Source organism: Rhodococcus sp. NPDC077669, assembly GCF_040686915.1.
In the GTDB taxonomy this organism is placed as follows: Bacteria; Actinomycetota; Actinomycetes; order Mycobacteriales; family Mycobacteriaceae; genus Rhodococcoides; species Rhodococcoides fascians.
Genome location: NZ_JBFBMD010000004.1, coordinates 298,720 through 321,630, shown reverse-complemented (window position 1 = coordinate 321,630; position 22,911 = coordinate 298,720). Strand labels below are relative to the sequence as shown.

Here is a 22,911-nt window from a genome sequence, read left to right as displayed (position 1 = left end):
GTGGACAGAGTTCTCATCGTCATCGGCTTCATCCTGTTCTGGGCGCTGATGATCGCGCTGATCTTCCGGGGTTGGCGCGGGCGTCAGAAGCGTCAGGAAGGACGCATCGGCGAGTTCCCGGCCGTGCCGGACGACCTGGGTGCCAACCGAATCCAGCCGGCCACCGGGCTCTACGTCGGCAGCACCATTGCGCCGAGTTGGCAGGACCGGATCGCCGTGGGCGACATCGGCCACCGCGCCACCGGCGAGCTGTCACGACACGAGAAGGGAATCCTCCTCGATCGGGACGGCGAGTCACCCATCTGGATTCCGAACGAATCGATCCGGGCGATCCGTACCGAGCGCGGACTCGCGGGCAAGGTCATGACCAAGGACGGTCTCCTGGTGATCCGATGGGAGTTGCCGACGGGGACCGAGATAGACACCGGCTTCAGGGCCGACGACAAGCAGATCTACCCGGTGTGGACAGAGGGTTTCACCGGAGAAACCAAGGAGGAAACCGCGTGAGCAGCGCAGTTCTTGTTCTGGAGGACGGCCGGACGTTCCGCGGCACCACGTTCGGGGCCCAGGGACGCACGCTCGGCGAAGCCGTCTTCTGCACCGGTATGACCGGATACCAGGAGACGCTGACCGATCCGAGCTACCACCGCCAGATCGTGGTGGCCACGGCTCCGCAGATCGGTAACACCGGCTGGAACCAGGAGGACGGCGAGGCGGCCAGTGCCCAGGATCCCAACAAGATCTGGGTCGCCGGTTACGTCGTTCGAGATCCAGCGCGCCGGACGTCGAGCTGGCGCTCGACCGGAACGCTGCAAGACCAGCTCGAGGCGCAGAACGTCGTCGGCATCGCCGGAATCGACACGCGTGCCCTGGTTCGGCACCTGCGTACGCGCGGTTCGATGCGGGCGGGAGTGTTCTCGGGCGACGCCCTTGGCACCTCTGAAGAGATGCTCGAGCAGGTGACCGGTCAGCAGTCCATGCTCGGCGCGGATCTCGCCGGCGAGGTGACCACCGGTGCCGGGTACACCATCGAACCGACCGGCGACGCTCGATTCACCGTCGTGGCAGTCGATCTCGGCATCAAGACCAACACTCCACGAATGTTCGCCGAGCGCGGTATCCGCGTGCACGTGGTGCCGTCGAACACCAGCATCGAGCAGGTTCTCGAACTGAACCCGGACGGTGTGTTCCTGTCCAACGGCCCGGGAGACCCGGCCACGGCAGACACGAGTGTCGCGCTGACAAGGCAGGTACTCGAACGAGAGCTGCCGCTGTTCGGCATCTGCTTCGGCAACCAGATCTTCGGGCGGGCACTGGGTCGCGGCACGTACAAGATGAAGTTCGGCCACCGCGGCATGAACATCCCGGTCATCGAGCACACCACCGGTCGCATCGCGATTACCGCGCAGAATCACGGGTTCGCACTCGAAGGTGAAGCCGGCGAGGAGTTCGACACCGACTTCGGTCGAGCACGAATCAGCCACACCTGCGCCAACGACGGCACCGTCGAGGGCGTCGAGCTGATCGGCGGCAGCGCCTTCTCGGTGCAGTACCACCCCGAGGCCGCGGCCGGCCCGCACGACGCCGCCTACCTCTTCGACCGTTTCACCAGCGTCCTTCAGGAGAAGAAGTAATGCCACGCCGCACAGACCTGAACCACGTCCTGGTCATCGGATCCGGCCCGATCGTCATCGGCCAGGCCTGCGAGTTCGACTACTCCGGCACCCAGGCGTGTCGAGTGCTTCGTGAGGAAGGCCTGCGGGTCAGCCTCGTCAACTCGAACCCGGCCACGATCATGACCGACCCGGAGTTCGCCGACGCGACGTACGTCGAGCCGATCACCGCGGAGTTCATCGAGAAGATCTTCGCTCGCGAGGCCGAGCAGGGCCACCCCATCCAGGCCGTACTCGCGACCCTGGGCGGACAGACGGCTCTCAATGCTGCTGTCGCTCTGCACGATCAGGGCATTCTCACCAAGTACGGCGTCGAACTGATCGGTGCCGACTTCGACGCGATCCAGCGCGGCGAGGACCGACAGAAGTTCAAGGACATCGTCGCCAAGGTCGGTGGAGAATCCGCCAAGTCGGCCGTCTGCTACACGATGGACGAGGTACGCGAGACCGTCGCCGAGCTCGGTTTCCCGGTCGTCGTCCGGCCGTCGTTCACGATGGGTGGGCTCGGTTCGGGATTGGCCTACAACGACGAGGACCTGACTCGGATCGCGGGAGGCGGCCTGGCGGCGTCCCCGACGGCCAACGTGCTGATCGAGGAGTCCATCCTCGGCTGGAAGGAATACGAGCTCGAGCTCATGCGTGACGGCCGCGACAACGTGGTCATCGTCTGTTCCATCGAGAACGTCGACCCGGTCGGCGTGCACACCGGTGACTCGGTCACCGTTGCGCCCGCGATGACGCTGACCGACCGCGAGTACCAGAAGATGCGCGACCTCTCCATCGACATCCTGCGCGAGGTGGGCGTCGACACCGGTGGCTGCAACATCCAGTTCGCCATGGATCCGGCCGACGGCCGACTGGTCGTCATCGAGATGAACCCGCGCGTGTCACGCTCGTCGGCTCTGGCGTCCAAGGCCACGGGCTACCCGATCGCCAAGATGGCCGCCAAGCTGGCCATCGGGTACACCCTCGACGAGATCGTCAACGACATCACCAAGGAGACGCCGGCCTGCTTCGAGCCGACGCTGGACTACGTGGTGGTCAAGGCACCGCGATTCGCGTTCGAGAAGTTCCCCGGTGCCGACGGCACGCTGACCACGACGATGAAGTCCGTCGGCGAGGCGATGTCCATCGGCCGCAACTTCACCGAGGCCTTCGGCAAGGTGATGCGCTCGCTCGAAACCAAGCGCGCGGGCTACTGGACCGGCCCTGAGGTCGAGGCAGAAAGTCTGGACGCGTTGCTGAAGGACCTGTCCGTTCCGCAGGACGGTCGGATGTACGGGATCGAGAAGGCCTTCGCTCTCGGTGCCACCCCCGAGCAGCTGTTCGAGGCGACCAAGATCGACCCGTGGTTTCTCGACCAGTTCCAGCAGATCCACGAACTCGGCGTCCAGGTTCGCGAGGCGGCCGAATTCGACGAGGCGCTGCTGCGTCAGGCCAAGTACCACGGTCTGTCCGATCGCCAGATCGCCGCTCTGCGACCCGAACTCGACGGTGAGGACGGAGTGCGGGCGCTGCGCGACGAGCTCGGTGTGCACCCGGTCTACAAGACTGTCGACACCTGTGCGGCGGAGTTCGAGGCCAAGACCCCGTACCACTACGGCACCTACGAGCTCGACCCCGAAGCCGAGACCGAGGTTGCCCCGCAGCCGGACCGGCCCAAGGTCCTGATCCTCGGATCCGGTCCCAACCGCATCGGTCAGGGCATCGAATTCGACTACAGCTGTGTGCACGCGGCGCTGACGCTGTCCGAGGCCGGCTACGAGACGGTCATGGTCAACTGCAACCCCGAGACCGTCTCCACCGACTACGACACCGCCGATCGCCTGTACTTCGAGCCGCTGACGTTCGAGGACGTGCTCGAGGTGTACCGGGCCGAGGCGGCGTCGGGAACGGTGCGCGGGGTCATCGTGCAGCTGGGCGGACAGACCCCGCTCGGTCTGGCGAAGCGACTGAAAGCCGCAGGCGTACCCATCGTCGGAACCTCTCCCGAGGCCATCGACCTCGCCGAGGACCGCGGAGAGTTCGGCAAGGTACTGGACGCGGCAGGACTGCCGGCAGCCAAGTACGGCACCGCGACGACGTTCGACGGGGCGCGTGAGATCGCCGCAGGAATCGGTTACCCGGTGTTGGTGCGCCCGTCGTACGTGCTGGGCGGACGCGGTATGGAGATCGTCTACGACGAGGCATCCCTGGCGACCTACATCTCCAATGCGACGGAGATCTCGGACGACCGACCGGTGCTGGTCGACCGGTTCCTGGAAGATGCCGTGGAGATCGACGTCGACGCGCTGTGCGACGGCACCGAGGTGTACATCGGCGGCATCATGGAGCACATCGAGGAGGCCGGCATCCACTCCGGCGACTCCGCATGTGCGCTCCCGCCGATCACGCTCGGCAAGACCGACTTGGAGAACGTGCGTCGATCGACCGAAGCCCTCGCGAAGGGAATCGGTGTCCAGGGCCTGCTGAACGTGCAGTACGCCCTCAAGGACGACATTCTGTACGTCCTCGAGGCCAACCCTCGGGCCAGCCGGACGGTGCCGTTCGTGTCCAAGGCGACGGCCGTGCAGCTGGCGAAGGCCTGCGCCCGAGTGATGTTGGGGGAGAGCATCGCCGAACTTCGGATTGCGGGAATCCTGCCGGAGACCGGAGACGGTGGCACCGTCCCGGCGGGTGCGCCTATCGCCGTCAAGGAAGCGGTGTTGCCGTTCAACAGGTTCCGCCGCGCGGACGGAACCGGCGTCGACACACTGCTCAGCCCGGAGATGAAGTCCACCGGTGAGGTGATGGGTATCGACTTCGATTTCGGCACTGCCTTCGCCAAGAGTCAGACCGCCGCGTACGGTTCGCTGCCCGCCGGCGGTGCAGTATTCGTGTCGGTGGCGAACAAGGACAAGCGGTCGTTGATCTTCCCGGTGAAACGACTCGCCGATCTCGGGTTCGACATCCTGGCCACCGAAGGAACCGCAGATGTGTTGCGGCGCAACGGAATCAAGTGCGAGCAGGTGTACAAGCAGTCGGGCGAGGATGTCCCGGAGGGTGAGCAGACGATCGTCGACCGCATCCTGGCCGGCGACATCGCGATGGTCATCAATACCCCGTACGGCAACTCCGGTCCCCGCGTCGACGGATACGAAATCCGTTCTGCCGCTGTGGCGCAGAACATTCCGTGCATCACCACGGTGCAGGGTGCGTCGGCCGCAGTGCAGGGCATCGAGGCCGCCATCGCCGGTGGAATCGGTGTTCGTTCCCTGCAGGATCTGCATGCGGGTCTGAAGGAAGGCCTGGTTCTGCCGTGAGTCATCACCACAGTTGGTCGGACCGGCTCCGGGCAGCGGTCGCCGCGCGCGGTCGGCTGTGCGTCGGCATCGATCCGCATCCGGCTCTGCTCGAGGCGTGGGACCTGCCGCGCTCGGCGGACGGTCTCGAGGTCTTCGCCGAGCTGTGTGTGGAGGCGTTCGTCGGTGAGGTGGCTGTCGTCAAGCCTCAGGTGGCGTTCTTCGAGTCGTACGGTTCAGCCGGCTATGCGGTTCTCGAGCGCACTGTCGGGGTGTTGCGGGACGCAGGCACGTTGGTGATCGCCGATGCCAAGCGCGGCGATATCGGAACGACGATGGATGCGTACGCGCAGGCGTGGCTGGAGCCGGGTTCTCCGTTGTCGTCCGATGCCGTCACGGTGTCGCCGTACCTGGGGTTCGACTCGTTGGGTGCGGCGATCGACCGAGCTGTCGCAAACGACCGCGGTGTGTTCGTCCTTGCCCGGACGTCGAATCCGGAAGGTTCCGCGCTGCAGCACGCGTCGATGTCGACGGGTGGGTCCGTTGCGCAGTCGATCGTCGACGCGGCGGCTGCGCGCAACCGTGTCGATGCGGACACGGTGGGCCTGGTGGTCGGCGCCACCCGCGATCACGGCCTCGATCTGTCGGGCTACCGCGGGCCGGTGCTCGCGCCCGGCTTGGGTGCCCAAGGTGCCACGGTGAACGATCTGGCAGAGATCTTCCGTGATTGCCGAGAGCTGCTGTTGCCGAACTCCTCTCGGAGTGTGCTGGCGGCGGGTCCGTCGGTGACGGCGTTGCGTGCGGCGGCGACGCAGTTGCGTGACGAGATCGAAGCGGGTCTCGCATAGTCCATGGTCGCGTCGGCGAGCGTGTGGGGGTGGGTTAGCGGTGAGCGCCCGTCGTCGGTACGGTCGCTAACGCTGCCGACGACAATGCGAATCGACCGGGAACCCCTGCACGGATGGTCCTCGGCAGGCACCTACCGATGAGCGGCGTACCGATCCTGATCGGACCGGTCGCTCGCCCCGAAACGAGAAGACGGAGGAACCGACAGTGGCCCTTCCCCAGTTGACCCCCGAGCAGCGCGCTGCTGCCCTCGAGAAGGCAGCTAGCGCCCGCAAGGCTCGCGCCGAGCTCAAGGAGCGCCTCAAGCGCGGCGGCACCGACCTCAAGCAGGTTCTCAAGGACGCCGAGACGGACGAGATTCTCGGCAAGATGAAGGTATCCGCATTGCTCGAGGCGTTGCCGAAGGTGGGCAAGGTCAAGGCCGCGGAGCTGATGACGGAGTTGGAGATCGCGCCCACTCGTCGACTGCGCGGACTCGGGGATCGGCAGCGCAAAGCGCTGTTGACGAAGTTCGATTTCGAGGCCTGACGACGGTGAGTGACACTGCGGCGACGTCCGCGCCGGAGAAGAAGCGGGGCCGGTTGGTGGTGCTGTCCGGCCCTTCCGGCGTCGGCAAGTCCAGTGTCGTTCGGCTCGTGCGCGCGGCGCTACCGGAGCTGGTCTTCAGTGTGTCGGTCACGACGCGATCGCCGCGGCCCGGCGAGGTGGATGGTCAGGACTACCACTTCGTGTCGTCCGAGGAGTTCGACCGGATGATCGCCGACGGTGAGCTGTTGGAGTGGGCGAGTATCCACGGCGGCCTGCAGCGGTCGGGAACCCCTGCAGCCGCAGTGGACGCCGCTCTGGAAGCCGGCAGTCCGGTGCTGCTCGAGCTCGATCTGGCCGGTGCGCGTGCCGTTCGGGTGTCCAAGCCGGAAGCCCTGCTGGTGTTCATGGCACCGCCGACGTGGGAAGACCTGGTCTCTCGTCTGGTAGGTCGAGCGACGGAGGAGAGCGCCGCCACCGAGCGGCGGCTGGAAACGGCGAGGGTGGAATTGGCGGCACAGGACGAGTTCGACACGGTCGTTGTCAATACCGATGTCGACCATTCGTGCGAACAGTTGGTATCCTTGTTGGTCGGTAGGTCGTCGGTCGGTAACAGCTGACCATATTCACGGCGCACGAGGCCCCGACCAGCTAGTTCGTAGCACCAACGATGCAATTTCAGGAGATCATCAGTGAGCAGCACTTCAGCGGCCGTTTCCGACTTCGACGGACGCAGCGCTCTGCCGGCCTACGACACGCCGCTCGGCATCACCAATCCACCCATCGACGAATTGCTCGCGCGCACCTCGTCGAAGTACGCCCTCGTCATCTACGCAGCCAAGCGTGCACGCCAGATCAACGACTACTACAACCAGCTCGGTGACGGAATCCTCGAATACGTGGGACCGCTGGTCGAGCCCGGTCTGCAGGAAAAGCCGCTGTCCATCGCGCTTCGCGAGATTCACGCAGACCTCCTCGAGCACACCGAAGGCGAATAAGAACCCGACAGGGGACACCTGACGTGCATGTGGTCGTCGGAGTAGGCGGCGGTATCGCCGCCTACAAGAGTTGTGCGCTCATTCGAAAATTCACCGAGAACGGCCATCAGGTTCGAGTGATTCCGACTGCGTCGGCGCTCGAATTCGTCGGCCGCGCAACATTCGAGGCATTGTCCGGCCAGCCGGTGCACACCGGCGTGTTCGCCGATGTGCCCGAGGTGCCGCACGTCCGGCTGGGGCAGGAAGCGGATCTCGTCGTCGTCGCGCCGGCCACCGCGGACCTGATGGCTCGAATCGCGGGCGGGCGGGCGGACGATCTGCTCACCGCGACGTTGCTGACCGCTCGGTGCCCCGTCGTGTTGGCCCCGGCCATGCACACGGAGATGTGGGAACACCCGGCCACCGTCGCGAACGTCACCACGCTCCGATCGCGCGGTACCCAGGTGATCGAGCCTGCGTCCGGCCGGTTGACCGGACGCGACACCGGTTCGGGCCGACTGCCCGAGCCCGAGGAGATTTTCGCTCTCGCCATGCTGCTGACCGAACGTGCGGACGCGATGCCGCGCGATCTCGAGGGACGGCGAATTCTGATCTCGGCCGGTGGTACGCGGGAACCCCTCGATCCCGTTCGTTTTCTGGGGAATCGGAGTTCCGGCAAGCAGGGGTACGCGTTGGCTCGCGTCGCAGCCCAGCGCGGTGCCCACGTGACCTTGATCGCCGGGTACACCAGCGACCTCGAGGCACCCGCGGCGGTCGATGTGGTCCACGTGAAGACCGCGTCCGATATGCAGGACGCGGTGCGCTCGTATGCGACCGACGTCGACGCAGTGGTGATGGCGGCTGCGGTCGCCGACTTCAGACCCGAGTCCATCGCGAGCAGCAAGATCAAGAAGGGCTCGAACGAACCGTCGTCGATCCCTCTGGTCCGCAACGACGACATCCTCGCCGGTCTCGTGTCGGCTCGGCACAGCGGAGACGTCCGATCGTCGACGGTGATCGTCGGATTCGCCGCCGAGACGGGCGACGCCGACGGTGACGTGCTCACCTACGCGCGAGCCAAGCTCGAACGCAAAGGCTGCGATCTGCTCGTCGTCAATGCGGTGGGTGACGGCAAGGCCTTCGAGGTCGACCACAACGACGGCTGGTTGTTGGGGTCCGACGGCTCCGAGGCCGCGCTGGGGGAGGGCTCGAAAGCTCTGCTCGCCAGCAGGGTGTTGGATTCGGTCGCCCAGATGCTTCGCTCCCGCGATACGCGGCCCACTTCGGACACCCGCTGATGTCGAGGGTGCACGATCGATGTCGTAGCAGCTAGCGTTCTGGGTACCAGGGCGACAGCGCCGTAAAGGTTTGCGTGGCTCCCACAGGGGCGATAACACCGAGGGAACATCAATTTTCGTGGAGTGCTCGGCCGGCATCAGCCGTCGGGTCGGGCAAGAACATGCGTCGAGAGGAAGTCCGTGAGCAAGTCCGGTAGTCGGCTTTTCACCAGCGAGTCCGTTACAGAAGGTCATCCAGACAAGATCTGTGACGCCATCAGCGATTCCATCCTCGACGCTCTTCTCACCGAGGATCCGCGAGCCCGAGTGGCGGTGGAGACGCTCGTCACCACGGGCCAGGTCCACGTCGCAGGTGAGGTGAACACCACCGCCTACGCCGACATCCCGAAGATCGTGCGCGAGAAGGTGCTCGAGATCGGATACGACTCGTCCGCCAAGGGATTCGACGGAAACTCCTGTGGTGTGAACGTCGCCATCGGCGCGCAGTCACCCGAGATCGCGCAGGGCGTCGACCATTCGCACGAGGCCCGCGTCGAAGGATTGTCCGACGACGAGATCGACCGTCAGGGTGCCGGCGACCAAGGATTGATGTTCGGCTACGCCAACACCGATACGCCCGAGCTCATGCCACTGCCGATTGCGTTGGCACACAGGCTTTCTCGGAGACTGACCGAGGTTCGCAAGAGCGGTGTGCTGCCGTATCTGCGTCCGGACGGCAAGACTCAGGTCACCATCGAGTACGACGGGGACGACGCCGTTCGTCTCGATACCGTCGTGATCTCGACGCAGCATGCAGCAGACATCGACCTCGACAACCTGCTCACTCCCGACATCCGCGAGAAGGTCCTGGGCTCGGTACTCGCAGAGCTGGACGTACCGACTCTCGACACCTCGAACGTCCGGTTGCTGGTCAATCCCACCGGAAAGTTCGTGCTGGGTGGTCCGATGGGAGACGCCGGTCTGACCGGCCGAAAGATCATCGTCGACACGTACGGCGGCATGGCTCGGCACGGCGGCGGAGCATTCTCGGGCAAGGACCCGTCGAAGGTCGACCGCAGCGCCGCATACGCAATGAGGTGGGTCGCCAAGAATGCGGTCGCAGCCGGTCTGGCCGACCGCATCGAGGTGCAGGTGGCCTATGCGATCGGCAAGGCAGCACCGGTCGGTCTGTTCGTCGAGACGTTCGGCACCGAGAAGACCGATCCCGCGCGTATTCAGGCGGCGATCAGCGAGGTCTTCGACCTCCGTCCCGGTGCCATCATCCGCGACCTCGACCTGCTGCGCCCGATCTACGCGCAGACGGCCGCGTACGGTCACTTCGGACGTACCGACATCGATCTTCCGTGGGAATCCACCGATCGCGCCGACAAGCTCCGGGATGCGGCAGGCCTGTAGGTCCCTCCACTCCGGCAGCGATGCTGCCGCACGTACCCTGTTCGCACCGGCTCGGTGCTCCCACGACGAGTGTGGGGTGACGATCGAGAAGGAGGTGCGGTGGCTGGTGTGACGCCGGTAGCGGCAACCGATCTGCCGATCGCGCGCATTCTTCCGATGCTTCCGCTGCCGCACCTCGACCGCGAGTTCGATTACCTCGTTCCCGAGGACGTCAGCGACGATGCCCAGCCCGGTGTGCGGGTACGCGTTCGTTTTGCCGGCCGGCTCGTCGACGGGTTCGTACTCGCCAGGCTGGCCGAGACCGACCATCCCGGTCGTCTCGGCTGGCTGGACCGGGTCGTGTCCGCCGAGCGCGTACTGACTCCCGAGATCGCCGAGTTGGTGTCGGCGGTGGCCGATCGCTACGCAGGAACGCGAGCGGATGTGCTGCGTCTGGCGGTTCCGGCTCGCCACGCACGGGTCGAGGCAGAGCCCCCTCCGGTCGTCGACGAGGCAGCAGAGCCGGTCGTCGATCGCACGGGCTGGGCGGCGTATACCCATGGCTCCAATTTCCTCGATGCCCTTGGCGAGCACCGTGTTCCGCGTGCGGTGTGGCAGGCCCTACCCGGCGAGGTGTGGCCCGCTCGATTGGCCGAATTGGCTGCCGTCACCGTGGGGAGCGGACGGTCCGCAGTGGTCGTGGTGCCCGACCAACGGGATCTCGATCGCCTGGAGGGTGCATGCGCCGCGGCAGTCGGGGCCGACCGTGTGGTGGCGCTGTCGGCCGGTTTGGGACCGGCCAAGCGGTACCGGCAGTGGTTGCGCTGTCTGAGGTCGGGCCCCGTTGTCGTGGTAGGGACACGCAGTGCGGTGTTCGCGCCCGTGTCGAACCTCGGCCTGATCGCGATCTGGGACGACGGCGACGACAGTTTCGCCGAACCACGCTCACCGTATCCGCATGCACGTGAGGTGGCGTTGCTCCGGTCGCACGTGTCGGGAGCCGCGGTCGTCGTCGGCGGACATTCCCGGACGGCCGAGGCCGAGGCTCTCGTCGATTCCGGCTGGGCCCACGACCTGGTCGCCCCACGTGAGCTGGTGCGTGAACGGCAACCTCACGTGGTCGCGCTGGCCGACTCGGACCACGCGCTCGCTCGGGATCCGGCAGCCCGGGTCGCGCGGCTACCGGCGATCGCTTTCGAGGCCGCACGTGCGGCGCTGAAAGCGGATACCCCTGTGCTGGTTCAGGTTCCACGCGCCGGTTATGTTCCGTCGCTGGCGTGTGCGAAGTGCCGCCATCCGGCTCGGTGTCGACGCTGCAACGGTCCGCTCGCCCTGCCCTCGGCTCCGGGCAGCGACGGCGCGGGCAGCCCGACGTGTTCCTGGTGCGGAATCGCCGATGCCGCACACCGCTGTACGGTCTGCGGGTCTCGCAACCTGCGCGCCGTGGTGATCGGAGCGGGACGCACGGCCGAGGAGCTCGGCCGCGCCTTCCCTGGCGTGCCGATACACAACTCCGGTGGGGCCACCGTCCTCGATACCGTGCGCCCCGGTGGTTCGCTCGTGGTGTCGACCGTCGGTGCCGAGCCGACCGTGGACGGCGGATACGGCGCCGCGCTGCTGCTCGACGGTTGGGCGCTGCTGGGCCGGGCGGATCTGCGTGCGGCAGAGGAGACACTGCGCCGCTGGATGACGGCTGCGTCGATGGTTCGGCCCGGGGCGGCTGGGGGACGTGTGGTCGTGGTGGCCGAGTCCGAGATCCCCACCGTCCAGGCCCTGGTGCGCTGGGATCCGCTGTGGCACGCGCGCAGTCAGCTGGACGAACGAGTCGAGGTTCGGTTTCCACCGGCCGTTCACGTGGCGGCGATCGACGGGACCACCGACGCGATCACAGCGTTGGTCGACAGTGCAGATCTGCCCGAGACGGTGGAGGTACTGGGTCCCGTCGATCTCCCGGACGGTCAACGCGCACCGGCAGGGAGCAGCGAGGACGGGTTGTCCGGAGACGTGCAGCGGCTGCTGATCCGGGTTCCGCGAAGCACCGGAGCAGCGCTGGCGCGAGCGCTGTCGACTGCGCAGGCGTCCCGAAGCGCCAAGAAGCTCGGCGCGGGCGTACGGATTCAGATCGATCCCATTCGGATCGGGTGATGGGCTTTCTCTGTCCTGTCGCGTTCCCTACGTCCAGATAGAGAGGCAACCTCAGGGCCTTGTTAAAGTTCTATTGCCGATATATCGTCGACTTGTTCAATCGATACTAAGGAGAACGAGATGAACTACGCATTCGAAGGCTTTGCACACGAATTCGGACGCCGCGGAGGTCCCCGGATGGGACTCGCAGGCAATCGGCACGGAGACCCGCGCCGACGTGGCGCGCCGTTCCAGATGTGGGTTGCGCAGGACGACGAGCACGGCCCGGCAGAAGACGGAGAACCAGAAGGCGGAGAACGACACGAGAGAGGTCGGGGAAGGAGAGGTCACGGAGAACACGGCAGACGTCGGGGAGGTCCTGTCGGGCGGGGGCGTGACGGTATGTGGCCCGGTGGTGTCGGGGCCGGCGGTTTCGGGCCGAATGCCGACTTCGGTCGTGGTCGGGGCCGAGGCGGTCGGGGCCGACGTGGCGATGTCCGCGCGGCGATCCTCCTGCTGCTCGAGGACCGGCCGATGCACGGTTACGAACTCATCCAGCAGATCGCCGAGAAGAGCAACGGAACCTGGAAGCCGAGCCCGGGATCGATCTACCCGGCCCTGTCGCAGCTCGAAGACGAGGGCTTGGTGCTGATCGACAAGGTGGCCGGCCGGAAGACGGCAGCACTGACGGCCGAGGGCAGGCGTCATGTCGACGACCATCGAGCAGATCTCGGCAGTCCTTGGGACGACGTAGCCGGTTCCGTCGGCGTCGATGCGCGTGATCTTCGGGCACTGATCGGACAATTGATGGGAGCTGCCGGTCAGGTGGCCGGAGTCGGAACCGTGCGTCAGGTCGACCAGGCAGCCGAGGTGCTCATCGAGGCACGCCGATCGCTGTATCGCATCCTCGCGGAGGACGCTTCCGACAGTTCCGACAGCACCGACGCGACGTGATCGTCGGTGCGGAATCGTCGCACGCTGCCGTGACTCCCTAGGATGGACAACCGACATCGTTTCGTCCATCCCAGGGAGTTGCCTTCAGTGCGCGTCGTCTTCGCCGGAACACCGGAACCTGCGGTCCCGTCACTCGCGCGACTGGTGGAGTCCGAACGGCACGAGGTGATCGCCGTGGTCACCCGGCCCGATGCCGCAGCCGGCCGTGGACGCAAGACCGTGCGCTCGCCCGTCGGAGTGTTGGCGGACGAGCACGGCATCCCGGTGCTCACTCCCGCGAGGCCGTCGGACCCGGAGTTTGTGGCGGCGCTGACCGACCTCGCCCCCGACGTGTGCCCGGTCGTTGCGTACGGCGCGTTGTTGCCGCAACAGGTACTCGACATACCTCGGTACGGCTGGATCAATCTGCACTTCTCACTGTTGCCCGCGTGGCGTGGCGCGGCACCGGTACAGGCCGCGATCGCCGCGGGCGACGACGTCACAGGCGCATCGACGTTCCTTCTCGACGTCGGGATGGACACCGGTCCGGTACTCGGTGTCACCACCGAACGGATTCGGGATTCCGACACCACGGGTGATCTGCTCGGGCGTCTGGCGTCGAGCGGAGCCCACTTGCTCGCCGCGACGTTGGACGCGATCGAGGACGGAACGGCGGCAGCGCTACCGCAATCCGAGGACGGTGTGTCCTACGCGAGCAAAGTGACAGTCGATGCCGCGCGCATCGACTGGACGAGATCCGCGGCATTCGTCGACCGACACATCAGATCCGTCACACCGGCCCCGGGCGCGTGGACGACCATCGGGGATCTCCGCGTCAAGATCGCTCCTGTTCAGCTGTCGCCGGACACGTTGGAGCCGGGAACGATCGACGTACGCAAGACCGGTGTACACATCGGAACCGGAACCGGCGCAGTCGTTCTCGGCGATATTCAACCTCAGGGCAAGAAGGTCATGAGGGCACTCGACTGGGCGCGCGGCGCTCGGCTGGACGATACGGCGGTGGCACGATGACAGAGCCCGACAGGCCTCGTAAGCGCGAGTCGAGCCAGCCCCGCAAGTACGTCAAGAAGTCACCGGGGGCACGTGGGCCCAAAGGGAACCGGCCGCCGCAGGGCACCGGACCCCGTGCGGTCGACGCGATCGATCCGGCACGGCGTGCGGCCAGAGACGTGCTCAAAGCGGTGCGGGAGCGCGATGCGTACGCGAACCTGGTGCTGCCCGGGTTGCTCCGCGAGCGCAAGTTGGATTCTCGCGATGCCGCGCTGGCCACCGAACTCGCCTACGGCGCATCACGCGCTCGGGGTGTGCTCGACGCCGTGATCGCACACGCGGCCGGGCGGCCTGCCGCAGAGATCGACGGACCACTGCTCGACATCCTTCGGCTCGGGGCCTATCAGCTGCTGCGCACCCGGGTTGCCCCGCACGCAGCCGTCGCCACGTCGGTAGATCTCGCCCGCTCCGAATTCGGTTCCGGCAAGGCAGGTTTCGTCAACGCCGTGCTGCGACGAGTGTCCGAGCGAACCGCAGCGCAGTGGGTCGACGAGCTGGCACCGGCGACGACGGCGGATCCGGTCGGTCACCTGGCATTCGAATACGCCCATCCCAAGTGGATTGCGCAGGCCTTCGCCGATGCGCTCGGAGCCGATGCCGGGGAACTCGCCGCGGTGCTCGAGGCGGACGACGCGCGTCCCTCGGTCCACCTCGTCGCGCGACCGGGAGAGATTTCCGCCGAAGAACTGGCGCTGATCACCGGGGGAGAGGAAGGTCCCTATTCGCCGTACGCGGTGCACCTCGACGGCGGCGACCCCGGCAAGCTCGATGCCGTCCGGGACGGACTGGCCGGAGTCCAGGACGAGGGCAGTCAGCTCGTCGGCCGCGCGCTGACGTTGGCACCGTTGCTCGGCGACGACGGTGGCAGATGGTTGGACCTGTGCGCCGGTCCGGGCGGCAAGGCCGCCCTGCTCGGTGCCCTGGCGGAGATCGACGGCGCACGGGTCGACGCCGTCGAACCGACCCCGCACCGCGCCGACCTCGTGTCCAAGACCACCAAGGACCTACCGGTGACGGTGCACACCGTCGATGGCCGCGAGTCCGGACTCGACGCGGGTTACGACCGCGTGCTCGTCGACGCGCCGTGCACCGGTCTCGGAGCGCTGCGTCGTCGCCCCGAAGCGCGGTGGCGTCGCCAACCGTCCGACGTGGCGGCATTGGTCACCCTGCAGAAGGAATTGCTGGCGGCAGCGATCGATCTGGTCCGGCCCGGCGGGGTGGTGCTGTACTCGACGTGCTCGCCGCATCTGTCCGAAACAGCGGCCGTCGTTGCAGACGCCGTACGCCGGTACGGCGTCGAACAGCTCGACACCCGCGCGCTCGTGCCGGGAGTACCGCAACTGGGTGACGGCCCGTCGGTGCAACTGTGGCCGCATCGGCACGGTACCGACGCGATGTTCATGGCGGCGCTGCGCAAGCCGGTCTGATCACCCTCCGGCCAGGAACGCCTCGGCCACGTCTGCGGGTGCGTACACCAGCCACCCGTCGACGAGGAGTTCGCGCAGTTCGTCGTCCTCGGCGTTGTCGACGTCGATCAGAACGGCAGAGAACCCGTCGAAGTGCGGGATCGTGAAGCACGAGCGCGGATGTGCGGCGAGGATGGCTTCCTTCTCGTGCAGGTCGGCAGTCCTGACGGCCAGGATCGGTCCGGCGGGCGGGGTCTCGTCGCCGAATCGTTTCAGGTCGGCCTTGCTGAACGGTCGTACCCACGCGAACACGTGCTTGCCGATGCCCCAGGCGGGATTCCCGTACCGAACGCTTTCGGTGACTTCGGGCAATTCGGCAAGGACGGCGCTCGCGGAGTCCATGGTGGCCATGTCGGCACGATACCGGCTCGACTAGGCTCACCAGTCGTGGTTTCCCCGATGATCGCTCCCTCGATTCTGTCCGCCGATTTCGCGCGCCTCGCCGCCGAAGCCGATGCCGTCGCGGGGGCCGATTGGCTCCACGTCGACGTCATGGACGCACACTTCGTCCCCAACCTCACCCTCGGGCTACCGGTGGTCGAGAGTCTGCTCAAAGCAACGAGCATTCCCCTCGATTGCCACTTGATGATCGAGGATCCGGCGCGCTGGGCCCCGCCGTATGCCGAGGCCGGGGCATACAACGTCACGTTCCACGCCGAAGCAACGGATGACCCCAGCGCCGTGGCGCGCGACATCAGGGCCGCCGGTGCGAAAGCCGGCCTGTCGGTGAAGCCGGGTACCCCGATCGAGCCCTACCTCGAGATTCTGCGCGACTTCGACACTCTGCTGGTGATGAGTGTGGAGCCCGGTTTCGGAGGGCAGTCGTTCATGCCCGAAGTACTGTCCAAAGCCAAAGCTGTTCGGGCACTTGTCGATTCCGGAGATCTACGCTTGGTGGTCGAGATCGACGGCGGCATAAACTCCGACACCATCGAGCAGGCCGCCGAGGCCGGCATCGATTGCTTCGTGGCCGGTTCGGCCGTGTACAACACCGCCGATCCCGCCGCCGCAGTGCGTGATCTCCGCGGCCGGGCCGCCCGCGCATCGCACCACCTGTCGTGACCGATGCCCCGGGCTCGGCCGTGTCGGTCGTCGAGGCGATGGCTCTGGCCGTCGACGCGTCCGAGGCCGCTCGGGGCATCAGCAGCCCCAACCCCGCGGTCGGTGCCGTGATCCTCGACGCCCGCGGCATCGTGGTGGGCTCCGGCTCCACCCGTCCACCCGGCGGCCCCCACGCCGAGATCGTCGCACTCACCGAGGCCGGCGACCGTGCGCGCGGCGGCACCGCGGTGGTGACACTCGAGCCGTGCAACCACACGGGCCGCACCGGACCGTGCTCGCAGGCTCTCGTCGCAGCCGGGGTCGCGTCGGTCGTGTTCGCGATAGCGGATCCGAACCCGCTCGCGTCCGGCGGGGCAGACACACTGCGGAACGCCGGGATTCGCGTCGAACAGGGCGTGGGGACGCGCGAGGTACAGCAGGGGCCACTGCGGGCCTGGCTGCACAAACAACGCACCGGACGGCCGCACGTCACTTGGAAATACGCCGCGACGCTCGACGGACGCAGCGCCGCCGCCGACGGAACGAGCCAGTGGATCACCGGACCCGAGGCGCGGGCGCACGTGCACGCCGAACGGGCCAAGCTCGACGCCATCGTCGTCGGAACCGGAACCGTACTGGCCGACGATCCACGGCTGACTGCTCGTCGCCCCGACGGCACCCTGGCATCGCATCAGCCGGTTCGAGTCGTCGTCGGATCGAGGCCCGCACCGGCGACCGCCGCGATCCGCGGTCCGGAGGCACCGACGGTGTTTCTGGACACACACGACCCGGCTGCGGTGATCGACGCGCTGAGCGAGTACACCGACATTCAGATAGAAGGTGGTCCGACTCTGGCAGGCGCGTTCCTCGCCGCCGGTCTCGTGGACCGCGTTGTCGCCTACATCGCACCTGCGGTGTTGGGGACCGGCCCGGCTGCGGTGGAGAATGCGGGGATCGGAACAATTGCCGACGCAATTCGGTTCCGCACGGAGACAGTCACCATGATCGGCAACGACGTTCTTCTGAGTGTCGTGCCCGAAGGAGCGAAGTAGATGTTCACCGGAATCGTCGAAGAGCTGGGCGAGATCGTGGCCAAGGACGAACTGCCCGACGCCGCTCGCTTCACCGTCCGGGGCCCGGTGGTGACCTCCGATGCCGGCCACGGGGATTCCATCGCGGTGAACGGAGTGTGTCTGACCGTCGTCGAAGTACTTCCCGACGGCGGATTCACCGCCGACGTCATGCAGGAGACGTTGAACCGATCGAGCCTCGGCGCTCTGGATGTCGGCAGTCGCGTCAACCTCGAACGCGCAGCGGCACTCGGTAGCAGGCTCGGCGGGCACCTCGTCCAAGGACACGTCGACGGAACCGGCACGGTAGCCGGACGCAGCCCGTCCGAGAACTGGACCGTCGTGCGCATCACCATGCCCACGTCGGTAGCGCGCTACGTCGTCGAGAAAGGATCCATCACGGTCGACGGTGTCTCGCTCACCGTGTCCGGGCTCGGAGTCGACGACGGCGGGCACTGGTTCGAGATCTCGCTGATCCCCACCACCCTCGACCTGACCACACTCGGCACGGCCGAGGTGGGTTCACCGGTCAACCTCGAAGTCGACGTCATCGCCAAGTACGTGGAGCGGCTGCAGGCGATCGACGCACAGTAAGTACTGTTGAAGTGCACGCAGGTAACGGTGCATCGGAGACATTTCCAGGGCGCTGAGCCAGGCCCGAGACCTATGGAGCGCACTTTCGTGACCAGGTTCGACAGTATCGAGCGCGCAGTTGCGGACATCGCTGCGGGCAAAGCAGTGGTGGTCGTCGACGACGAGGACCGCGAGAACGAAGGCGACCTCATCTTCGCCGCCGAGAAGGCCACCCCGGAACTGGTTGCCTTCATGGTCCGCTATACCTCGGGCTACCTCTGTGTCCCGTTGTCCGGTGAGGATTGCGACCGACTCGGCCTGCCGCCGATGTTCGCCACCAACCAGGACAAACACGGAACGGCGTACACCGTCACCGTCGACGCGCGAGAAGGTATCGGAACCGGTATCTCCGCCTCCGACCGAGCAGCCACGATGCGCCTGCTCGCGGACCCCGACACCGGAGCGAACGACTTCACCCGCCCCGGCCATGTCGTCCCGTTGCGCGCCAAGGAAGGCGGCGTACTGCGCCGCCCCGGCCACACCGAGGCGGCCGTGGACCTCGCCCGCATGGCCGACCTCCGCCCCGCCGGAGTCATCTGCGAGATCGTCAGCCAGAAGGACGAGGGAGCGATGGCGCAGACCGACGAGCTGCGGGTGTTCGCCGACGAACACGACCTCGCACTGATCTCGATCGCCGACCTGATCGCGTGGCGTCGTAAGCACGAGAAGCACGTCGTCCGCGTCGCCGACGCGCGAATCCCCACCAGCCACGGCACCTTCCGGGCCGTCGGTTACCAGAGCATCTACGACGAGGTCGAGCACGTCGCGCTGGTGCGCGGCGACATCTCCGGCCCCGACGCCGACGGCAGCGACGTGCTGGTCCGGGTGCACTCCGAATGCCTCACCGGCGACGTCTTCGGATCGTTGCGCTGCGACTGCGGCCCTCAGCTCGACGCCGCCCTCGAAATGGTGGCGGCCGAGGATCGCGGAATCGTGCTGTACATGCGAGGACACGAAGGACGCGGAATCGGCCTGCTGCACAAACTCCAGGCCTACCAACTCCAGGACGCAGGCTCGGACACCGTCGACGCCAATCTGCAGCTCGGTCTGCCCGCAGACTCCCGCGACTACGGAATCGGTGCCCAGATCCTCGTCGACCTCGGGGTCTCGTCCATGCGCCTGCTCACCAACAATCCGGCCAAACGAGTCGGGCTCGACGGCTACGGCCTGCACGTCACCGAGCGGGTGCCGATGCCGTTGCGCGCCAACGCCGAGAACCTGACCTACCTGCGCACCAAACGCGACCGCATGGGCCACGACCTGGTCGGCCTGGACGACTTCGAGCAAAATGACCCCGCACACCCCGCAGGCTCCACTCCTGGTGACAACGGTCATTCCGCAGGCTCCACTCCTGTCCGCGAGAACGGGGTCAACCCATGAGCGGCGACGGCGAACCCACCCTGCAGCTCGCAGGCGCGAGTGATCTGAAGTTGGCTGTCGTGGCCGGTCAGTGGCATCGGACGGTCTCCGAGGCGCTGCTCGCCGGTGCGCTCCGCAAAGCCGAGTCCGCCGGGGTACGCGACGTCACGGTCATTCGCGTCGCCGGAGCCATCGAACTACCCGTAGTCGCCCAGGCCCTGGCTCGCACCCACGATGCCGTCGTCGCTCTCGGCGTGGTCATCCGCGGCGGCACACCGCACTTCGAGTACGTCTGCGATGCCGTCACAGCAGGCCTGACACGGGTATCGCTCGACGAGGGCACTCCGGTCACCAACGGGGTGCTGACCACCAACGACGAGCAGCAGGCGCTCGATCGCGCCGGTCTGCCCGACTCGTTCGAGGACAAGGGTGGGCAGGCCACCGCGGCCGCCATCGACACGGCCCTGACCCTCAAGCACCTCCGGCAGCCGTGGACGAATCAGGACTTCCAATGACGCGCGACGAATCTCCGTCCGAATGGGACATGGAAGTGAAGTCCCGTAAGTCGGCCCGGTACGCGATCGCTGCCGCGGTGTTGCTCGTCGTCGCTCACTCGACTGTCGCGGTGCTGCTTCGGGTGTCGCCGACCGGGGTCTACTTCAGGACCGCCGATCAGCTGGCGATGGCGGGAATAGGCGTGTTGCTGGCGGGCCTGGCTCTGCTGCTCACCCGCCCGCGCATTCGCGTCGGTCCGGCAGGTGTGGCGGTCCGAAACGTGTTCTCGGAGCGGATGATCGAGTGGGACCTCGTGCGCGGCCTGTCATTTCCCGACGGGGCGATGTGGGCCAGGGTCGACATCCCCGATGACGAGTTCATCAATGTGATGGCCATCCAGTCCAACGATCGTGAGCACGCCGTCGCGGCCGTTCGAAAGTTCCGTGCGCTCGAGCGCGAGTACGCGCCCGCTCGCGTCGATCAGGACTGACTCTCTGCCGCACGCTCTCGTGCACCGCTGCTGAGCTGGAGATGCGGAGAACGTCGGACCCGACCGCTAACGTGGAAGGCGTGTCCGACCCCGCTACCTATCGTCCGGCCACCGGAACCATCCCGGTGGAACCGGGCGTGTACAAATTCCGCGATCCGCACGGTCGCGTCGTCTACGTAGGCAAGGCCAAGAGCCTGCGCAGTCGCCTCAATTCCTACTTCGCCGACGTGGCCTCGCTGCATCCGAGGACCCGGCAGATGGTCACCACCGCGGCGTCCGTGGAGTGGACGGTGGTCACCACCGAAGTCGAGGCACTGCAGCTCGAGTACAACTGGATCAAGGAATTCGATCCACGGTTCAATGTCCGCTACCGCGACGACAAGAGCTACCCGATGCTCGCGGTGACGATGAACGAGGAATTCCCACGCCTGTTCGTGTACCGCGGACCCCGCCGTAAGGGCGTGCGCTACTTCGGTCCCTACGCTCATGCGTGGGCCATTCGCGAGACGCTCGACCTGCTGCTGCGCGTGTTCCCGGCACGAACGTGCTCGACCGGAGTCTTCAAGCGGCACAACCAGATCGGGCGCCCCTGCCTGCTCGGGTACATCGACAAGTGCTCGGCGCCGTGCGTGGGACGCGTCAGTGCCGAAGAACACCGCAGTACCGTCGAGGACTTCTGCGACTTCCTGGCCGGCAAGACCGACAAACTCGTGCGACAGCTCGAGAAGAAGATGCAGGCGGCCTCGGAGGATCTCGACTTCGAGACCGCGGCACGGTTACGTGACGACGTGGGCGCGCTGCGTCGGGCGTTGGAGAAGCAGGCCGTGGTGCTCGGTGACGGTACCGACGCAGATCTGGTCGCATTCGCCACCGACGCCCTCGAAGCCGCCGTTCAGGTCTTCCACGTCCGCGGTGGCCGCGTACGGGGACAGCGCGGGTGGGTGGTCGAGAAGGCGGGTGAGGTGATCGAACGGCAGGACGAGGCCGACCTCCCCGCCCTCGTCGAACAGTTTCTCACCCAGTTCTACGGCGAACAGGCGGCGTTGTCCGCGCAGACCCCGGGCACCGACGACGGCGGGTCCAACGCCGTTCCTCGCGAGGTTCTGGTGCCGGTGCTACCGGACAACGCCGACGAAGTGCAGGTGTGGCTCAGCGAGTTGCGTGGATCCAACGTCACGTTGCGGGTTCCGCAGCGCGGCGACAAGAAGGCACTGGCCGAGACCGTCGAACGCAACGCCAAAGAGGCTCTGCAGCAGCACAAGCTGAAGCGTGCGGGTGATTTGACATCGAGATCTGCTGCGCTGCAAGGTATTCAGGAGGCGCTCGACCTCGATTCGGCGCCGCTGAGAATCGAATGCATCGATATCTCGCACGTACAGGGCACCGATGTGGTCGCGTCACTGGTCGTGTTCGAGGACGGATTGCCGCGCAAGAGCGACTACCGCCACTACGCGATCAAGGAAGCGGCAGGCGACGGGCATTCCGACGACGTCGCCAGCATCGCCGAGGTGACCCGGCGTCGTTTCCTCCGTCATTCTGCAGACGGAGCCAACGCTGTCGGCAGCGGCGGCGATCTGGCTCCCGAAGCCGCGCTCGATCCCCAAACCGGGAGGCCACGCAGGTTCGCTTATCCGCCCAACCTGTTCGTCGTCGACGGCGGTGCACCACAGGTCGCAGCGGCCGCAGCAGTGCTGGACGAACTCGGTGTCACCGACGTCGCCGTCGTCGGGCTCGCCAAACGACTGGAAGAAGTGTGGGTACCGGGGGAGGAGGATCCGGTGATCCTGCCGCGCACGAGTGAATCTCTGTATCTCCTGCAGCGAGTGCGCGACGAGGCGCACCGATTTGCCATCACCTTCCATCGAAGCAAGCGATCACGCCGTATGACTGCGTCGGCCCTCGACTCGGTGCGCGGGCTCGGCGAGTCGAGGAGAACCGCGCTCGTGGCGCATTTCGGATCGGTGGCCAATCTCAAGAAGGCAACGGTCGAAGAGATCGTCGAGGTCCCCGGAATCGGCGCGACCACCGCCAGGTCGGTGCTGGCCGCATTGGGTTCCGACCCGAGCGGGGCCGATGTAGGCGATGATGGCAGCGCAACGGCAACGACACCGGGCGAGAACACGGCCGACCATGCGATCGAACCGCGTGTGGAATCGGCGGGACAGGCTTCGTAGTGAGCGAACACCAGACACAGGCACACCCACCGTCCGAGCCGCACCCCGGAAACCCCGACGAGCGGGCCGACTCGCCGCACG

General features: G+C 66.5%; 21 protein-coding genes. 20 read left to right on the top strand and 1 reads right to left on the bottom strand.

The annotated features are described in order from the left end of the window. The 13 genes from AB0P23_RS07650 (at position 1) to AB0P23_RS07590 (ending at position 15,529) form a co-directional block, all read left to right on the top strand. Entirely contained in the window at positions 1-507 is a 507-nt protein-coding gene (locus tag AB0P23_RS07650) for a hypothetical protein (protein WP_032372477.1), read from the top strand. After that, positions 504-1,634 (top strand): glutamine-hydrolyzing carbamoyl-phosphate synthase small subunit, encoded by a 1,131-nt coding sequence (carA, locus tag AB0P23_RS07645; RefSeq protein WP_032370494.1) that lies wholly within the window; start codon positions 504-506, stop codon positions 1,632-1,634. Before AB0P23_RS07650 ends, carA begins: the two co-directional genes overlap by 4 nt. Further along, positions 1,634-4,975 carry a carbamoyl-phosphate synthase large subunit gene (gene carB, locus AB0P23_RS07640; protein ID WP_206497521.1) on the top strand — a complete coding sequence of 1,114 codons (3,342 nt, stop codon included), beginning with the start codon at positions 1,634-1,636 and terminating at the stop codon, positions 4,973-4,975. The genes carA and carB overlap by 1 nt, the downstream gene beginning before the upstream one ends. Next, entirely contained in the window at positions 4,972-5,802 is an 831-nt protein-coding gene (gene pyrF / locus AB0P23_RS07635; protein WP_032372475.1) for an orotidine-5'-phosphate decarboxylase, read from the top strand. The genes carB and pyrF overlap by 4 nt, the downstream gene beginning before the upstream one ends. Positions 5,803-6,007: 205 nt before the next feature. After that, complete coding sequence (gene mihF, locus AB0P23_RS07630; protein ID WP_206497522.1) at positions 6,008-6,328, top strand: integration host factor, actinobacterial type; 321 nt, start codon at positions 6,008-6,010, stop codon at positions 6,326-6,328. Between the two features lie 5 nt (positions 6,329-6,333). Next, on the top strand, positions 6,334-6,945 hold the full coding sequence (gene gmk / locus AB0P23_RS07625; protein WP_032372474.1) for a guanylate kinase: 612 nt from the start codon (positions 6,334-6,336) through the stop codon (positions 6,943-6,945). A 72-nt stretch (positions 6,946-7,017) separates the two neighbouring features. Further along, positions 7,018-7,323: a DNA-directed RNA polymerase subunit omega gene (gene rpoZ / locus AB0P23_RS07620; RefSeq protein ID WP_008716576.1), complete on the top strand. Its 306-nt coding sequence runs from the start codon at positions 7,018-7,020 to the stop codon at positions 7,321-7,323. Between the two features lie 23 nt (positions 7,324-7,346). Continuing rightward, a complete protein-coding gene (coaBC, locus tag AB0P23_RS07615; protein WP_032372473.1) occupies positions 7,347-8,600 on the top strand; it encodes a bifunctional phosphopantothenoylcysteine decarboxylase/phosphopantothenate--cysteine ligase CoaBC in 1,254 nt (417 codons plus the stop codon). 180 nt (positions 8,601-8,780) lie between these two features. Further along, positions 8,781-9,995 (top strand): methionine adenosyltransferase, encoded by a 1,215-nt coding sequence (metK, locus tag AB0P23_RS07610; RefSeq protein WP_032372472.1) that lies wholly within the window; start codon positions 8,781-8,783, stop codon positions 9,993-9,995. 156 nt (positions 9,996-10,151) lie between these two features. Then, on the top strand, positions 10,152-12,119 hold the full coding sequence (locus tag AB0P23_RS07605; RefSeq protein WP_196249498.1) for a primosomal protein N': 1,968 nt from the start codon (positions 10,152-10,154) through the stop codon (positions 12,117-12,119). Between the two features lie 234 nt (positions 12,120-12,353). After that, a complete protein-coding gene (locus AB0P23_RS07600) occupies positions 12,354-13,052 on the top strand; it encodes a PadR family transcriptional regulator (protein WP_080733171.1) in 699 nt (232 codons plus the stop codon). An 87-nt stretch (positions 13,053-13,139) separates the two neighbouring features. Next, positions 13,140-14,063, top strand: coding sequence for a methionyl-tRNA formyltransferase (gene fmt / locus AB0P23_RS07595; protein WP_032372469.1), 924 nt, complete (start codon positions 13,140-13,142; stop codon positions 14,061-14,063). Then, positions 14,060-15,529: a transcription antitermination factor NusB gene (locus AB0P23_RS07590; protein WP_032372468.1), complete on the top strand. Its 1,470-nt coding sequence runs from the start codon at positions 14,060-14,062 to the stop codon at positions 15,527-15,529. The genes fmt and AB0P23_RS07590 overlap by 4 nt, the downstream gene beginning before the upstream one ends. Here AB0P23_RS07590 and AB0P23_RS07585 read toward each other — a convergent pair whose 3' ends face one another. After that, positions 15,530-15,919 (bottom strand): MmcQ/YjbR family DNA-binding protein, encoded by a 390-nt coding sequence (locus tag AB0P23_RS07585; protein ID WP_032372467.1) that lies wholly within the window; start codon positions 15,917-15,919, stop codon positions 15,530-15,532. Between the two features lie 36 nt (positions 15,920-15,955). On the opposite strand from AB0P23_RS07585, the gene rpe reads away from it, so the two are divergent. The 7 genes from rpe to uvrC all read left to right on the top strand — a co-directional run bounded on the left by rpe (position 15,956) and on the right by uvrC (position 22,830). Then, entirely contained in the window at positions 15,956-16,630 is a 675-nt protein-coding gene (gene rpe, locus AB0P23_RS07580) for a ribulose-phosphate 3-epimerase (protein WP_032365752.1), read from the top strand. 38 nt (positions 16,631-16,668) lie between these two features. Further along, entirely contained in the window at positions 16,669-17,661 is a 993-nt protein-coding gene (ribD, locus tag AB0P23_RS07575; protein ID WP_045841913.1) for a bifunctional diaminohydroxyphosphoribosylaminopyrimidine deaminase/5-amino-6-(5-phosphoribosylamino)uracil reductase RibD, read from the top strand. Beyond that, positions 17,662-18,273 (top strand): riboflavin synthase, encoded by a 612-nt coding sequence (locus AB0P23_RS07570; RefSeq protein WP_027496999.1) that lies wholly within the window; start codon positions 17,662-17,664, stop codon positions 18,271-18,273. A gap of 87 nt (positions 18,274-18,360) precedes the next feature. Beyond that, positions 18,361-19,692: a bifunctional 3,4-dihydroxy-2-butanone-4-phosphate synthase/GTP cyclohydrolase II gene (locus AB0P23_RS07565; protein ID WP_255182425.1), complete on the top strand. Its 1,332-nt coding sequence runs from the start codon at positions 18,361-18,363 to the stop codon at positions 19,690-19,692. Beyond that, positions 19,689-20,186: a 6,7-dimethyl-8-ribityllumazine synthase gene (ribH, locus tag AB0P23_RS07560; protein WP_027497000.1), complete on the top strand. Its 498-nt coding sequence runs from the start codon at positions 19,689-19,691 to the stop codon at positions 20,184-20,186. The genes AB0P23_RS07565 and ribH overlap by 4 nt, the downstream gene beginning before the upstream one ends. Then, positions 20,183-20,656, top strand: a complete 474-nt coding sequence (locus AB0P23_RS07555; protein ID WP_027497001.1) for a PH domain-containing protein — start codon at positions 20,183-20,185, stop codon at positions 20,654-20,656. The genes ribH and AB0P23_RS07555 overlap by 4 nt, the downstream gene beginning before the upstream one ends. 80 nt (positions 20,657-20,736) lie before the next feature. Further along, positions 20,737-22,830 (top strand): excinuclease ABC subunit UvrC, encoded by a 2,094-nt coding sequence (gene uvrC / locus AB0P23_RS07550; RefSeq protein WP_206497523.1) that lies wholly within the window; start codon positions 20,737-20,739, stop codon positions 22,828-22,830. The last annotated feature ends 81 nt before the right edge of the window (positions 22,831-22,911 follow it).